The sequence below is a fragment of the Pseudomonas sp. MAFF 730105 genome, assembly GCF_055380705.1.
Window position 1 is genome coordinate 3,650,381 of sequence record NZ_AP018438.1, and the last position, 15,304, is coordinate 3,665,684.

Sequence of the window (15,304 nt, forward strand, 5' to 3'; positions counted from 1 at the left end):
GTATAAGTTGAATCTATAGGTCAACCCATGCGAATCCGCCAGCTCGAGTGCTTCAGAACCTTGATGATTCACGGCACGATGACCCGCGCTGCGGAGCTCTTGAATATTTCCCAGCCGGCGATCAGCAGCACCATCGCCAACCTGGAACATGAAACCGGCCTCAAACTGTTCGTGCGCAAGGGCGGTCGCCTGCAACCCACCCCTGAAGCCCGGCTGTTCTTCATCGAGGCGGAACGGGCGCTGGAGGCCGTGGAGAAAACCCAGCGTATCGCCAGGGAAATCCGCACGGGCAAGCGCGGTCATCTGGCGATCGCCGCCTACGCCAGCATCTCGATCAGTTTGCTGCCACGCCTGATGGCCGAATTCGCCAGAGAGCGCCCGGGCCTGGAGCTCAAGGTCATCACCCGCAACTCCCAGTCCGTTCGTGAGTTGATCACGACGCAGCAATTCGACCTGGCCATTGCCGAGCTGCCGCTCGACTATCCGACGTCCCGCATGGAGGTGATTGCCTATGAATGCCAGTGCATGATGCCTGCCGATCACCCGCTGGCAGCATTGGACATGATTACCCCGGCGGACCTGGATGGCGTGCCGTTCGTTTCGCTGTTCAAGGGCGACCCCCTCTACCAGCAACTGGCAATGGCGTTTTCGGCGTACGGGTCATCCTGGAACGTGGTGGCCGAGACAGAGTTCTTTGCGACAGCATGCGAACTGGTCCGCTCCGGAATGGGCGTCGGTATGGTCGATCCGGTGGTCAGCCGTCCCTTCGCCCGCGACCTGGTCCTGAAACCCTTCAAGCCCGCCATCAAGTACGAGATTGCCTTGCTGCTGCCTACCCAGGAAGAACCTTCGCAACTGGCCCTTGAGTTTATACGCTTCCTGAAGCAGCACCTGTGACGTCCTAGAGCTTGTGGCTCCCCAATGCCAGATACCGCTCCGGGGCGCTTTTGCGCAGTCGAGCCGCCAGGAACACTCCGGCCAGCAAAGCTGCGGGAATAATCGCGCAGAGGCCATAGGACAAGGTCTGGCTGGCGCCTGTCAGCACATCGAAATGCAGCACCGCGATGATCAGGACCGCCAACAGGACCAGGCAGGATAGCGCGGGAAAGATCCCCCCACGCCAGAGTCCGAGCCTCAGTTCGGGGTGGCTGCGGGAAAAGGCAAATACCGCGGCGGACGTGAGCGCCATCAGCAAGATCACGCACAGCGTGGCCAGGTTGGACAGCCAGGCAAACAACTGCAGGATCGGATCGGCATCCATGGCGGCGAAAATCAGCACCACCACCGCAGAAATCAAGCTCTGCAAGACAGAGCCCATATGGGGACTCTGGTGGACGCGATGAGTCGTCCCCAGTTGGCGCGGCAACAGGCCGTCGCGTCCGATGGCGTAGAAGTAACGGGCGGCTGCGTTGTGAAAGGCCAGCAGCCCGGCATAGATACTGACCATGAACAGCACCCGGATAATCTGGGTCAGGTGTGGGCCGACAAAGTGATCGGACATGCCGTAGATGAAGGTCGTGGGGTCCTGCAAGGCCTGCAGCATCGGCACGATCTTGTCCGCGCCCACACCCACCACCATCGACCAGACCGACAGTGCATAAAACCCGCCGATCAGCAGTACCGAGCAGTAGGTGGCAATCGGGATGGTCCGTTGCGGGTTCCTGGCCTCTTCGCCGTAGATGGTCGTGGCCTCGAAGCCGATGAACGCGGCGAAGCAGAACAGCAAGCCGATCGAGGGTGTGCCGCTGAACACATGGCTGCGATCGAATGCGTCGAGATTGACGCCACTGTCACCGCCCGTGCTGAGGATGGCGAAATCCAGGGTCAGGATCGCCAGGTACTCGGCAATCACGATGACCGACAGCACCCGGGCCGAGAGATCGATCTTGCGATACCCCAGGATCGCGACGCTGGCCATGGCCATGAGCGAATAAGCCCACCAGGTCAGTTCCAGGCCGAACACGCTGGCCATGGTGCCGCTGACCACGCCACCGAACATGCCGTACAGCCCCACCTGGAGGATGTTATAGGCAAACATCGCCAACACCCCTGCCGCGCCACCCGCCAGGCCACCCAGGCCGCGGGAGGTGAATGCATAGAAACCACCGGCATTGGTGACGTGCCGGGACATGGTGGTGTAACCCACCGAGAACATCAGCAACACCAGCAGAGCCAGGATCAGCAACGCCGGTGTACCGGCACCGTTGCCCAGCATGATGCCAATGGGAAAACCACCGGCGATGACACTCAACGGACTCGCCGCCGACACTACGAAGAAAATGATGAAGCCGACACCCAGGGCACCACGCTTGAGCTCCGTGGAGCTGTTGACCGGGAGAGATACACTCATGTGCTTGACCTTTCTGTATGAGGCAGTCGCTGTGGGATCGATGCAGTCATCCGTCCACCGGCACCGAATGGCTTATTGTTTTTGTTGCACGCCGGGTTCGATCCTATGCCTGCCCATCCATGTCGCACTAACCCAAATCGGTCATCAGGCGGCTCTTTTCACAAAAACCGTGGCGAGGGGATTTATCCCCGCTGGGCTGCGAAGCAGCCCCAAACCCTGTTTTGTGGAGTATCAGCCAACTATCACCAGCCTTATGGGGGCCGCTACGCAGCCCAGCGGGGATAAATCCCCTCGCCACAGGGGTTGTGTTGCTCAGGCGAGGGCGCAATCGGGAATGGCTGCGCGCTGGGTATGGGACGGCAACTCTGCGAACAGTTCCTGGTACTCCGCCGCGAAGTGGCTCAGGTGATAAAAGCCCCACTGGGCAGCGGCATCGCCAATCGACAGATGCGACGCCTGGGTGGACATCAAGGTGCGGCGTACACCGTTCAGCCTGACGGAGCGCAGATAGTTCAGCGGCGTCGTCTCGGCCACCGCACGGAAGCTGTTCTGCACGGTACGCCGACTCACCTGCAAGCGCTGGCACAACTCGTCCACGCTGGGCACGTTGTTCATTTCGGCAGTGGTCAGACGGTGGCATTTCTCGACAATGAAGCTACGGGTGGAGCTCGTGGTGCGTTGGTATTTGTCGCAGGCCGGATCGGTCATGAGCTGCAGCATCTCGCCGAGCATCGCCTGTTCCAGCTCCTGTTCCCACACATTGTCGAGCTCTTCGTTCACCAGGGCCTGGGAGAATATCGCCAGCAACCGCCGACGCGCCTGCGCGAAGTGCGGCGTGGAAACCCTGATCACCGGTTGACGCAGCAGTTGGCTGATTTCCTTTGCCGAAGCCGTTTGCGCCAGCGCCTGCTCGAACAATTCCCGTTCGAAGGTGATGGACAGCAGCTCCATGCCCATCGGCATATGGAACATGAACTCTTCGCCACCGTGGAGAAAGAACAGGCTGCTGTCATCCACCTCGCGCCCTTGCATCCGAATCGCGCCAGGGACATTGATTGGCACTGCAAAACACATTTTGCCGCGGGGGGCCACGCCGTGCTGCACGACGCGCTGGTTGATCTGCTCACGAAAGATATGGCAATGGGCGGTGGTCAGTTGCATGAGCGTACTTTCGGCCGAACCGGCGGTGAGCTGGTTGTAGTCCTGACTCCACTCCTGGACGGTAGCGGCATGGAGGTGGACGTCGCGAAAGTGATCTACGTGAACATTTCTCATAATATGCGAAAGCCTCTCAAATATTATTGTTCTTATCCTGCCTTCTTGACCGATATTCGCACATTAAAGGAATTTCGCAAAATCCCATAGCGGAATATCACTCACCACTTTCAGCGCAATTCACCCATGTGCCGATTCGGGCTACCGCCTGGGGACTCGCGCTAGAGATGATCGGCGCACTCCAACCGAGATCCAGAGAAACCGTCATGAGTGAAGCCAAACTTGAATCCCTCCACTTCGCGGATGCCCCGCGGATTATTTCCAGCACCCTCCCCGGTCCCATGACCCGCGAGGCCCTGGCGTTGTCGGCGCGTACCGAGTCCATGGCCCGCGGCGGCGGACGCATGCCCGTGGCCATGGACCGGGCGTTCGGCGCGACCTTCAAGGACCCGGACGGCAACACCTACATCGACCTGTCCGCCGGCGTGGGCGTCAGCAGCGTGGGCCGCTGCCACCCGAAAGTGGTGCAGGCCATCCGCGAACAGTCCGAAGTGCTGATGCACGCCCTGGAAATCAACAGCACCCGACGCACCGAGCTGGCAGCCAAGATATCCGAGATCGCGCCCGATGGCTTGCGCGGCGATTGCACCACGTTCTTTACCCAAAGCGGCAGCGACGCGTTGGAGGCCGCGGTCAAGTTCGCCAAGCGCATCACCGGGCGGCACCAGATCATCGCCTTCCATGGAGGCTACCACGGCGTCTGGAACGCATCGGGCGCGCTGACCACAGGTACGGCTTACCGCAAGGGCTATGGCGCCATGATGGGGGGCGTCATTCACGCGCCCTACCCTTACGCCTACCGTTTCCCGTTCGACACCACTCACAAAAGCGCCGAGCAGATCGCCGGCGATTACGTCGACTACTTGCTGAACACCCCCTACACCGCCGCCGATGACGTCGCCGCCGTGATCGTCGAGCCGGTGCAGGGCGAAGGCGGCTACGTGCCCCCTTCACCCGAGTTCCTGCAGCTCCTGCGCAAGGCCTGCGACCGCAGCGGCGCGCTGCTGATCGTCGACGAAGTACAGTCCGGCGCCGGCCGTACCGGCAAAATGTGGGCGGTCGAGCACTCGGGCGTCAAGCCCGACATGCTGACGTTCGGCAAAGGCATCGGCAGCGACCTGCCCATGGCGGGCCTGATCATGCGCTCGGACCTGGCTGCCGCGATTCCTGACGGCTCGGTGCCCAACACCTTCGCTGCCAACTCGTTGTCCGCCGCCGTGGCGCTGACCAACATCAGCATCCTGCAGGATCCGGAGCTCGATCTGCTCAACCGTGCGCACACCCTGGGGCTGGAAGCGCAGGAGCGTATCCGTGGCTTTAACAGCCCGTTCGTGGGTGAGGTGCGCGGCCGCGGCCTGATGATCGGCATCGAACTGGTTGAAGACCCGGCCACCAAGGCACCGCTGGAAGGCGCCAAGATCGGCCAACTCATGGGCTACCTGCTGAACCACGGCGTGCTGATGATCCCCTGCGGTCGCTACAGCAACGTGATGCGTGTCATGCCTTCGCTGACGATCTCGCGCTCGCTGTTCTTCAAGGCGCTGGACATCTTCGGCGACGCCCTGGCCTCGCTCAAGGCATGAAACGGGTCTACCTGACCACTGCACAACATTCATGGATCCAAACATGACACAGCATCTGAATCACTTCATCGAAGGCGGCTCCTTCGAGGCCTCCGACGGCCGTCGAACGAACCTCATCAACCCCGTGACGGAACAGATTTACGGCAGCGCCGCGCGCGGTACGGCCGAGGACGTGAACCGCGCCGTGGCGGCCGCCCGCAAGCAGCTTGAAGGCGGCGCCTGGAGCAAGCTCGACGGTGCCCAGCGCGGCCGGCTGCTGCTGAAACTGGCGGACCTGGTGGAGCGCGATACCGACCTGCTTGCCGACATGGACGCCGACGCCATCGGTCGCTCGCCGATCGAACCGCGTCGCCTGGACATCCCCAACGTGCTCGCCAACCTGCGTGCCGCCGCCGGTTGGGCCAATCAGCTCGAAGGCCGCACCATCCCCTCCGGCGGCTACTTTGGCACCAAGACTCTTTCATACACGGTACGCGAGCCGGTGGGCGTGGTCGGGGCCATCGTGCCTTGGAATTCGCCGCTGATGATCACGGTCTGGAAACTCGCCGCGTTGCTGGCGGCAGGTTGCACCGTGGTGATCAAACCATCGGAAGAGACCCCGCAGTCAGCCCTGCACCTGGCGGCCCTGGCCCAGGAAGCGGGCTTTCCCGACGGTGTGATCAACGTGGTCACCGGTTACGGCAATGAAGTCGGCCGAGCCCTGTGCGAGCACCCGGATGTCGCCAAGATCAGCTTCACCGGCAGCCCCGAGGCCGGACGCGAGATCCAGCGCACTGCCGGTGTGCTGTTCAAGCGCGTGGCACTGGAGCTGGGCGGCAAGAGCCCGCAGATTGTCTTCGATGACGCCTCCTTCGACGATGCACTGTTTGGTTGTACCCTCGGCCTGTTCGCCAACCAGGGCCAGGTCTGTGCTGCCGGTTCGCGCATCCTGGTCCAGCGCAGCCTCGCGGAGCGTTTCGCCGCAGCGCTTGCCAATGCCGCGTGTGCCGTCAAGGTGGGAGACCCTCGGCAGCCCGATGTGCAGATGGGACCGGTGGCCAAGAAGGCGCAGTTCGATCGGGTCAACCGCTACATTCAACTGGGCATCGATCAAGGCGCTACGCTGCTGGCCGGCGGTGTATCGAACCCTGAGCAAGGCTGGTTCGTGCGGCCGACGATTTTCACCAATGCCCGCAATGACATGGCAATCGCCCGGGACGAGATTTTCGGCCCGGTCGGCACGGTGATTGCCTTCGATACTGAGGAAGAAGCTGTCGCATTGGCCAACGATTCCAGCTACGGCCTCGCGGCCACGGTGTGGACGAGCGACCTGGTGCGAGCCCATCGCGTGGCCGCAGCGGTGAAGGCCGGTGCCGTAGGCATCAACTGCTGGAGCCCGCTGGACGCCAACCTGCCCTGGGGCGGCGTCAAGGACAGCGGTATTGGCCGTGAAGGAGGGTTCAGCGGCGCACTGGCCTACACCGAGGAGAAGGTCATTACCGTACTGCTACCGGCCTGAGAACAATATTGCACTGAGCTAACTACCCTCCAAACCCTGAGAGGTGTCGAGGGTGGTGGTTCAAGTGCGTTCCCGATGTCTTTGACGATTGATGAGGCGACTGCGATGAACACCACAAATCAAGAGATAATTGATCGGTATCCGACGTCCCTGTTGCTGTTGCACTGGGTACGCGCCGTGCTCGTAGCCGGCCTCCTCTGGGCAGGCTGGCACATGACCGGGATGAATGACGAAGTGGCAAGCAAGTACGAGCTCTATTACCCCTGGCACAAATCCTTCGGGGTGTTGACGTTCCTGGTGGTGCTGGTCCAGATCGCCCTGCGCTACATGACGCCCAGGTTGCCGAGGCCGCTGCACACGCTGACCGGCCCTGAGCAGGTGATGTCAAACCTGGTGCAACGGGTCATGTATGGGCTTCTGGTGATCGTGCCGTTGATGGGTTACTCCATGTCGAGCACCTACACGATGAGCGACGGGGTGTTCTTTTTCGGGGTCAACCTCCCGGAGCTGCTCCCGAAAAATGACGATTGGTTCGTCGTGTTCCAATGGCTGCACAAAGTACTGGCCTATACCCTGCTCGTCCTGATTCTGCTGCACATCGCCGGCGCCCTCAAGCATCGGTTCCTCGACCGGGATCCGCACAAAGACGTGTTGCGTCGCATGCTGTGATTGCTGGCGGGTTTGCTTGCCCGCTGATGGCCATGCCCCGCCTTACCGCGTCTCGGTCACTTTCTTCAAGAACCGCGGCTGGTCAGGATCGCGCCCCCGAGCCTCGGCCAGTCGGGCGGCCATCAGGTAGAACCCCTGGATCATGGTGAACGGCTCCAGCAGCGGGTGTCCGGTGGGCTCGCTTGCAAGGTCGAGCCCTGCCGTGCCCAAGGGCGCGACAACCAACACGTTCGCGCCGCGTTTGCGCATGTCATCGACGAACGCCAGCGTGCCGGCCTGCTCGGGTCCACTGGGAGCAAACACCAACACGGGATAACCCGGCTCGATGATCTCCATCGGCCCATGACGCACCTCCGCGCTGGAAAACGCTTCGGCCTGGATGCCGCTGGTTTCCTTGAGCTTGAGGGCGGCTTCCTGGGCAATCGGCAACGCACTGCCGCGGCCGATGACCAGCATTTTGTCGGCCGCGGTCAATAATGCCACCGCCTTGGACCAGTCATGTTCGGCGGCGGCCCGCATCTGGGTCGGCAAAGGCGGCAATGCATCTGACAATGCACGGCTGCCTGTCAATGAGGCCGCCAGGCTCGCCGTCAGTTGAACGCCGGCCATCAGCATGGCGACAAAGCTTTTCGTCGCCGCCACGCTCTGTTCAAGGCCGGCGGGCAACAGCAGCGGTGTGTCGCAGACTTGCGCCAACGGAGACGCCGGGGTGTTGACGAAGGCCGCGGCTTTCGCCCCCAGTTGCTGGAGCCGTTCGACACTGTCGATCAGGTCAGGGCTTTTGCCGGATTGAGAGAAGGCCGCCACCCAGGCATTTTTCAGGCGCAATGGCGCTCGTTGCAGGCTGACCAGGGACAACGGAATGGACAGGCACGGCACACCCACCTGGCTCATCAGCGCATGCCCGAAGTAGGCAGCGGCATGATCCGAGCTGCCCCGTGCCACGGTGATCATCAAGTCGGGAACGTCCGCAGCCAGTGCCTGCGCAAGCGCCTGGAGGGCGTGATCATCCTCCAGCATGCGCTGGAGAATGTCTGGAATGGACAGGGTTTCGATATGCATCAACGACATCAATTTCTCCAGAGGCCGGTTCAAGGGATGGCCACAGGTTCAAGCGTGGCAGCGATCGCTCGCTGATCGATCTGCTCAAGATGAGCGGCTTCCATAGCCATGCTCAGGGCTCCCCACAGCGGTGCGTCCTGGGCAAACCGGGCCGCCACCACCTGCGGCGCGAACGGTACGATCCGGTCGATCAAGTCCTTGATGAGCGGTTTCAAAAGGCTGGCCTGGCGGTACAGTCCACCGCCAATGGCGATGCGCTCCACATCCAGGGCGACGGCGACGTTGGCGACCTGCACCGCGCAGGCCGTGATGCGCTCGCGCAGTGCCCTGTGCACCGCCGCATCGCCACTGGAAAAAAGATCCAGCGCCTGGTGGCCTTCACCGAGCAACTGCCGGGCAAGCTCGCCCAGCGCGGTGCCGGAAAACAGCTCTTCCAACGGCGCGGCGCCCTCGGCATGAGTGCGCCATTTGCCCGGGTCTTCGCTGTCGAGAAACGGCGACAACAGGTAGCCGATCTCCATCGCCGCGCCATTGTGCCCACGCAGCAACCGTCCATTGACGATGGCCGCCGCCGCCAACCCGGTGCCCAGGTTCAGGTAGATGGCGTTGTCGATGCCCTGCAACGCCCCCCAACGGGCTTCCGCCAGGGCGCCGGCCTTGACGTCATTGTCCAGCAACACCGAGGGGCATCCGAGCCCTCGAACGATCAGCCCGTGCAGGTCCAGCCCATCCAGCCCGGGCGTGTTCGGAGCCATGAGCAAAGTGTGGCCCCGGATGACCCCGGGGAACACCGCGGCGACGCTCAGCAGCGGAGCGTCTTGGAAAGCCTCGGCGCAGGCCCGCGCCGTATCGAGGATACGCTCCAGCGCAGCGACGCCATGGAGGCCGTCGGCATGGGTCGCGACGATGTCACTGCGCAACTGCCCACTGGCGATGTCGTAACAGGCGACGTGGGTCTTGGTGCCCCCCACGTCGATAGCCAGCAGCAACCCCTGCCGGGGTACGTCGCGGCCGGATGATTCAAACGGCTGGTACATGGGTAAGTCTCACTTCTCGAACGGCCAGAGCTTTTGCATCCGCGCCCACAACAGGAACACCACGGCCCCCGCCACCACCCACACCAGCGACCATTGGATCGGGTAGGCACCGGGGGCGTTGTGATTGGAGGCGAAGTAGATATAGACCCAGCCCAGCAAAGCGATCACCGCAGGCACCGGGTACAGCCACATTTTGTAGGGCCGGGCCAGGTGCGGCTTGGTCTTGCGCAGCACGAACAAGGCTACGATCTGCGACAGCGACTGCACCAGGATCATCACGGTGGTGAGCAACTGGATCAACGTGGTGAGGTCGGTCAAACGGCCGATCATGAAGCCCGCGGAGGTCAGCACACCCATGCTCAGGATGCCGTAGGTGGGAAACTGGTGCTTGGGGTGAGTCTTGCTGAATACGCCGAAGAACACCTTGTCGTTCGCCGCCTCGAACGGCACTCGGGAACCGCCCAGCAAACCGGCGAACACCGACGCCACCGCGGTAATCAGGATCAGCACGGTGACGACTGCGGCAGCCGTTTCGCCCCAGGTCTCACTGAGTACCACCGAGGCCACCGACTTGTACGCCGCCGAGTCCGGATCGAGCATGCGGTGCCAATCCACGACCCCCAGTACGCCCACTTGCATCAACAGGTAGATGCACAGAATGCCCAGGATCGACAGAACGATGGATTTCGGGATCACGCGGCCGGGCTGCTCGACTTCCCCAGCCAGGTACGCCGAGGTGTTGTAGCCCAGGTAGTCATAAATGCCGATGGTCAGGCCGCCGGCCATGCCGAACCAGAAGCCGCTGTCGACCAGGTTGAACGCGCCTTCGGGAAAGCTGAACGCCAGGTCGGCATGAAAGTGCGAGAGTGAGGCCACGATCAAGGCGCCGATGCTGACCAGCATGATGCCCCACAGGACGATACTGAGCCGGGCAATCGACTCGATCTTGCGCCACAACAACAGGACGATGGCCCAGATCAGCACCAGGCCGATGACGTTGCCCGCCGTCTGGCTCATCTGCGGCCAGAACCAGCTCAGGTACTGGACGAAACCGATGATGCCGGTGGACATGATCAGCGGAATGAACAGCATCGCCGTCCATACGAATAGAAACGGAAACAGCTTGCCGGTGCGCTTGCCAAAGGCTTCTCGCAGATACACATAGGTACCGCCCGCCCCGGCAACGACGCACCGAGTTCGGCCCATACCAGACCATCGCAGAGCGCCAGCAGCGCACCGAAAATCCAGCCGAGATAGGCCTGGGGCCCGCCCATGGCGACGATCATCGCCGGAATCGTGATGAACGGACCCACGCCGCACATCTGGCTCATGTTGAGCGTAACAGCGGGAAACAAACCTATTTTGCGACGGATAGCCGACGTACTTTGCCCGGCGGGAATTGGCGCATTCATCGATGACGACCTCGTGTGGATGGACAGTGCGGTTGGGGCAGGTTTTGAAGTCATACATGCCAGCAACTGGCGTCTGTCGCATGGACCTTATTGTTATGGGCATCGCCCCGGCCATGAGCCGGGGCAGCACTAGAAAATCACAGCGGAGATATTAATTCAACTTGATTTAATTAATCCCCAACCGCGATGATTCCCCGATGAAAACCACCAGCAGCCCCATGACCACCACCGGCACCAATGCCGAACACTCTCGCCAGCACAACCGTCGAGTGATCCTCGAAGCGGTTCGCCTGGCCGGACGCCTGACCCGTGCCGACCTGACACGCCTGACCTCGCTGACGGCACAGACGGTGTCCAACATCGTCAGCGAGCTGCAAAGCGAAGGCATGCTGCTCGGCCATACCCCGGAAAAAGGCGCGCGGGGCCAGCCGGCGGTGCCGCTCTCGATCAACCCCGAAGGCGGCTTTTCCATCGGTTTTCATGTCGAGCAACACTGCATCATTGGCGTGCTACTCAACCTGCTGGGCGAAACCCTTGCCCAAGTGACCCTGCCGGTCCGTTACCCGACCTACGACGAAGCCCTTCCGCTGATCCTGCAGGTCATCGAAGACTTCCGCCGGCAGCGTCCCAGCGGTCGTTTCATCGGCACCGGCATCGCCCTGCCCGGCCCCTTCAACGTCGAAGGTATTTCCTCGGTGGGCCCGACAGCGCTGTCGGGTTGGGATGGGCCGGACATCGCCCAGCGTTTGCAGCCACTGGCCGGCATGCCGGTATTGATCGAGAACGATGCGACCTGCGCCGCCATGGGTGAACGCCTGCACGGCCTGGCCAGCGAAGTGCAGAACTTCGTCCACCTGTTCATCGGCAGCGGCCTGGGTGCCGGCATGTACCTGGGAAATCGCCTGTATGCCGGCCATTGGCACAACGCCGGCGAAATCGGCCACATGACCGTGATTGCCAATGGCAAGGCCTGCTCCTGCGGCAACCAGGGCTGCCTGGAACGCTACATCTCCATCGCGGCGTTGATGGAACACCTGGGCCGCGACACCGATCAGAACCTGTCGGCAGAGGACATGGACGATCCCCATGTCAGCGCCGCCATCGACGCCTGGCTTGACGAAGCGGCCCCAGCCTTGCGCCAGGCCATCAACATTCTGGAGTCCTTGCTCGACCCGCAGACCATCCTGATCAGCGGTTTCCTGCCCGAAGCGCTGCTGAAGGAACTGATCCGCAGGCTCGAACCCCTCAGTCGCTCCATCAGCAGCCGCGCGGACCGCCAGTATCCACGCGTGCAACTGGGCTCCGCCGGTCCCGACGCGGTTGCGGTCGGGGCCGCGGCCCTGATGATCCTGGCGGAAATCAGCCCCGATTATGAGGCGCTGTTGAAGATGCCCCTGTAATCCCGGGCAAAGGGCAGGCAGGAATTCATCGCGGATGGGCCGGGAACTGACACAATGCGCCCACGTCTTCCTGCCCTATCGAGACTGCGCACTTGGACACCGTCAAGAACCGTCGCAACGAGCTGTCGCTGGATAGCCTCAACTTCTTCCTCGCCGACGTGCGTGACGGCCTGGGTCCCTATCTGGCGATCTACCTGCTGGCGGTGCACAAGTGGGACCCGGCCAGTATCGGCCTGGTGATGACCCTCGCCGGTGTCGCTGCGCTGCTGGCCCAGGCCCCGGCGGGCGCGCTGCTCGACCGCACACACGCGAAACGGACAGTGGTCATTGTCGCCGCACTGCTGGTGACCGGCAGCTGCCTGCTGCTGCCATGGATGAGTGCCTTCACACTGGTCGCCCTGACCCAGACCGTCAGCGCCATCGCCGGCTCTGTATTCGCCCCGGCCATCGCCGCCATTTCCCTGGGCATCACCGGTCCACAGGCCTTCACCCGCCGCACCGGGCGCAACGAAACCTTCAATCACGCCGGCAATGCTTGCTCGGCATTGCTGGCCGGCGGTTTCGCTTATCTGTTCGGGCCGGTGGCGGTGTTCTATCTGATGGCGGTCATGACGGTGGGCAGCATCATTGCCGCCAGCCTGGTCTCGGCCAACGCCATCGATCATGACGTGGCCCGCGGCTTTAACCCGGCATCGACCGGCGGCCATGGGCATCCATCCGGGCTAAGCGTGTTGTTGAGCAACCGGCCCCTGTGCTTGTTCGCGGTGTGCTGCGCACTGTTTCACCTGGCGAACGCCGCCATGCTGCCGCTGGTCAGTCAAAAGCTGGCGCTGGTCAACCTGCAGATGGCCACGCCATTGACCTCTGCCTGTATCGTCGCCGCACAGCTGGTGATGGTACCGATGGCGATCCTGGTCGGCGCCAAGGCCGACCGATGGGGGCGCAAGCCGCTGCTGCTGGTCGGCTTCCTGATCCTGCCCCTGCGCGGGCTCCTGTACGTGGTCTCCAACGCCCCCTACTGGCTGGTGGCGGTGCAGTTACTCGACGGCGTCGGCGCCGGTATCTTCGGCGCGCTGTTTCCCGTGGTGGTCAAGGACCTGACCCAAGGCACCGGGCGTTTCAATGTCAGCCTGGGGGCGTTGTCCGCGGTGTTCGGCCTGGGTGCGGCACTCAGCCCTGGCCTGGCGGGATGGGTGGTGCACAGTGCCGGCTACGATGCGGCTTTTGTCACCCTGGCGGCGGTCGCCGGGGTCGCATTCTTGCTGCTGTTGCTGGCGATGCCGGAGACCCGGCATCACTCGACCGGTGCGAAAGAGCTTGCGCCGGCAGGAACCGCCCCGAGGGCCGCCACCTGATCCTCCCGGATCACTGCCCGCCCCTGGGTTACCAGACTGCGATGTGCGAATCCGCCCGGGGCTCGGTCCCGCCGCACAGCACACCACTGACCAGATCGCGAAGAATGATCTGTCCGCGACCGTAGTCGGTCAGGTCGCTGCTGACCTGCACCTCATGGCCGCGGCGCGCCAGGGCGTTGACCAGGTCCGGTGACGCGCCGTGCTCGATGCCGACCTTCATCCCGCCCAGCCACTGCCAGCGCGGCGCGTCCAGGGCCGCCTGGGGATTCAGGCCGAAGTCCACCAGATTCATGACCATCTGCACATGCCCTTGGGGCTGCATGTAGCCGCCCATGACGCCGAAAGGACCAAGGGCCTGACCGTTCTGGGTGAGGAAGCCGGGGATGATGGTGTGGAAGGTCTTCTTGCCCGGCGCAAGACAGTTGGCGTGCGTCGGGTCGAGGCTGAATTCCTGCCCGCGGTTCTGCAGGGCGATACCGCTGTGGGGCAGCACCACCCCGGAGCCGAAGCCGTGGTAGTTGCTCTGGATGAACGAAACCATGTTGCCTTCTTCGTCGGCGGTCGCCAGATACACGGTGCCGCTGGCGTGGGGATCGCCGGGCGCGGGCGGCTGGGCCTGTTCGCCGATCTGTTCACGGCGCCGGGCGCTGTATGTCTCACTCAGCAGATCGGCCACCGCCACGCGCATGTGCCGCGGGTCGGTGATGTAGTGCAGGCCATCGCTGTAGGCCAGCTTCATCGCTTCCAGTTGGCGATGCCAGGTCTGCTGGCTGTCGCGGTGATCGAAACTGAAGCCTTCGAGGATGTTCAGCGCCATCAAGGCCACCAGGCCCTGCCCGCTCGGCGGGATTTCCCAGACATCGATGCCTCGGTAGTTGACGTGGATCGGCTCCACCCACTGAGCGCGATAGTCCTTGAGGTCGGTGCTGCGCAGGTAGCCACCGGTGGCGCGGGAATGGGCATCCAGGCGCTCGGCCAGGGCACCGCGATAAAGACTTTCGCAACGAGTGGCGGCGAGTTCTTCGAGGGTACGGGCCTGGGCGGGGTTACAGAAGATCTCTCCTGCCCGCGGCGCGCGCCCTTCGACCAGGAAGGTATCGAACCACGCGTCCAGCACCGGATCGCGATGGGGCGTGAACTCCTTCACGGCGATCTGCCATTGATGGGCGACCACCGGCGACACCGCAAAGCCACCCCGCGCCAGGCTGATCGCCGGTTGCAACAAATCGGCAAAGGGCAACTTGCCGAAGCGTTGTGACAACTCGGCCCAGGCCGACGGACAACCGGGCACCGTCACCGGCGTCCAGCCGTAGAGCGGCATGCGTTCATGGCCGGCCGCCTGCACTGCTTCGACGTTCAGGGATGCCGGTGCATGCCCGTTGCCATTGAGGCCATGCAGCTGGCCCTTGCACCAGACCAAGGCAAAGGCGTCACCGCCAATACCACAGCCGGTGGGCTCCACCACGGTCAGCGCCGCCGCCGTGGCGATGGCAGCATCGATGGCGTTGCCGCCCTTTTGCATGATTTCGATACCCGCCTGCGCGGCCAGTGGCTGAGAAGCGGCGACCATGCCACGACGGGCAAAGACGCTCTGGCGTTGCGACGGATACGGGTACTCGTGAGCAGAAAATTTCAACATGACAAACTCTCTTCACAGACAAAA

At 62.8% G+C, this 15,304-nt stretch carries 13 protein-coding genes; 7 read left to right on the top strand and 6 right to left on the bottom strand.

Annotated elements, in window-relative coordinates; all coding sequences use genetic code 11:
* Positions 1 to 27 precede the first annotated feature (27 nt).
* On the top strand, positions 28 to 897 hold the full coding sequence (locus PCOSP_RS15880) for a LysR substrate-binding domain-containing protein (RefSeq protein WP_139642951.1): 870 nt from the start codon (positions 28 to 30) through the stop codon (positions 895 to 897).
* 4 nt (positions 898 to 901) lie between these two features.
* On the opposite strand, the gene PCOSP_RS15885 is transcribed toward PCOSP_RS15880, so the two are convergent.
* Together PCOSP_RS15885 and PCOSP_RS15890 are read right to left on the bottom strand one after the other, a co-directional pair.
* Positions 902 to 2,350: an APC family permease gene (locus PCOSP_RS15885; protein ID WP_464708962.1), complete on the bottom strand. Its 1,449-nt coding sequence runs from the start codon at positions 2,348 to 2,350 to the stop codon at positions 902 to 904.
* Positions 2,351 to 2,662: 312 nt separating this feature from the next.
* Positions 2,663 to 3,625, bottom strand: coding sequence for a helix-turn-helix domain-containing protein (locus tag PCOSP_RS15890; protein WP_464708964.1), 963 nt, complete (start codon positions 3,623 to 3,625; stop codon positions 2,663 to 2,665).
* A 206-nt stretch (positions 3,626 to 3,831) separates the two neighbouring features.
* On the opposite strand from PCOSP_RS15890, the gene PCOSP_RS15895 reads away from it, so the two are divergent.
* From PCOSP_RS15895 to PCOSP_RS15905, 3 genes are all read left to right on the top strand, one after another.
* On the top strand, positions 3,832 to 5,208 hold the full coding sequence (locus PCOSP_RS15895; RefSeq protein WP_175362693.1) for an aspartate aminotransferase family protein: 1,377 nt from the start codon (positions 3,832 to 3,834) through the stop codon (positions 5,206 to 5,208).
* Positions 5,209 to 5,251: 43 nt separating this feature from the next.
* Entirely contained in the window at positions 5,252 to 6,706 is a 1,455-nt protein-coding gene (locus tag PCOSP_RS15900; RefSeq protein ID WP_175385033.1) for an aldehyde dehydrogenase family protein, read from the top strand.
* A gap of 105 nt (positions 6,707 to 6,811) precedes the next feature.
* The gene (locus PCOSP_RS15905) at positions 6,812 to 7,375 is read left to right on the top strand and encodes a cytochrome b (protein WP_464708966.1); all 564 of its coding nucleotides are present in this window, start codon (positions 6,812 to 6,814) and stop codon (positions 7,373 to 7,375) included.
* Between the two features lie 42 nt (positions 7,376 to 7,417).
* On the opposite strand, the gene PCOSP_RS15910 is transcribed toward PCOSP_RS15905, so the two are convergent.
* Genes PCOSP_RS15910 through PCOSP_RS15920 form a run of 3 tightly spaced genes read right to left on the bottom strand, consistent with a single transcriptional unit; the run spans position 7,418 to position 10,680 of the window.
* On the bottom strand, positions 7,418 to 8,446 hold the full coding sequence (locus PCOSP_RS15910; protein WP_139642970.1) for an SIS domain-containing protein: 1,029 nt from the start codon (positions 8,444 to 8,446) through the stop codon (positions 7,418 to 7,420).
* A 20-nt stretch (positions 8,447 to 8,466) separates the two neighbouring features.
* Positions 8,467 to 9,474, bottom strand: coding sequence for an ROK family protein (locus PCOSP_RS15915; protein WP_139642973.1), 1,008 nt, complete (start codon positions 9,472 to 9,474; stop codon positions 8,467 to 8,469).
* A 9-nt stretch (positions 9,475 to 9,483) separates the two neighbouring features.
* Positions 9,484 to 10,680, bottom strand: coding sequence for an APC family permease (locus tag PCOSP_RS15920; protein WP_464708969.1), 1,197 nt, complete (start codon positions 10,678 to 10,680; stop codon positions 9,484 to 9,486).
* 66 nt (positions 10,681 to 10,746) lie between these two features.
* Between PCOSP_RS15920 and PCOSP_RS15925 the strand changes: the two genes are divergently transcribed.
* The 3 genes from PCOSP_RS15925 to PCOSP_RS15935 all read left to right on the top strand — a co-directional run bounded on the left by PCOSP_RS15925 (position 10,747) and on the right by PCOSP_RS15935 (position 13,641).
* Entirely contained in the window at positions 10,747 to 11,019 is a 273-nt protein-coding gene (locus PCOSP_RS15925) for a hypothetical protein (RefSeq protein WP_464708971.1), read from the top strand.
* Positions 11,020 to 11,083: 64 nt separating this feature from the next.
* Positions 11,084 to 12,286 carry an ROK family transcriptional regulator gene (locus PCOSP_RS15930; RefSeq protein ID WP_464708973.1) on the top strand — a complete coding sequence of 401 codons (1,203 nt, stop codon included), beginning with the start codon at positions 11,084 to 11,086 and terminating at the stop codon, positions 12,284 to 12,286.
* Positions 12,287 to 12,378: 92 nt separating this feature from the next.
* Positions 12,379 to 13,641, top strand: a complete 1,263-nt coding sequence (locus tag PCOSP_RS15935; RefSeq protein WP_464708975.1) for an MFS transporter — start codon at positions 12,379 to 12,381, stop codon at positions 13,639 to 13,641.
* A 28-nt stretch (positions 13,642 to 13,669) separates the two neighbouring features.
* Here PCOSP_RS15935 and PCOSP_RS15940 read toward each other — a convergent pair whose 3' ends face one another.
* Positions 13,670 to 15,280 (bottom strand): gamma-glutamyltransferase family protein, encoded by a 1,611-nt coding sequence (locus tag PCOSP_RS15940; RefSeq protein WP_464708977.1) that lies wholly within the window; start codon positions 15,278 to 15,280, stop codon positions 13,670 to 13,672.
* Positions 15,281 to 15,304 lie beyond the last annotated feature (24 nt).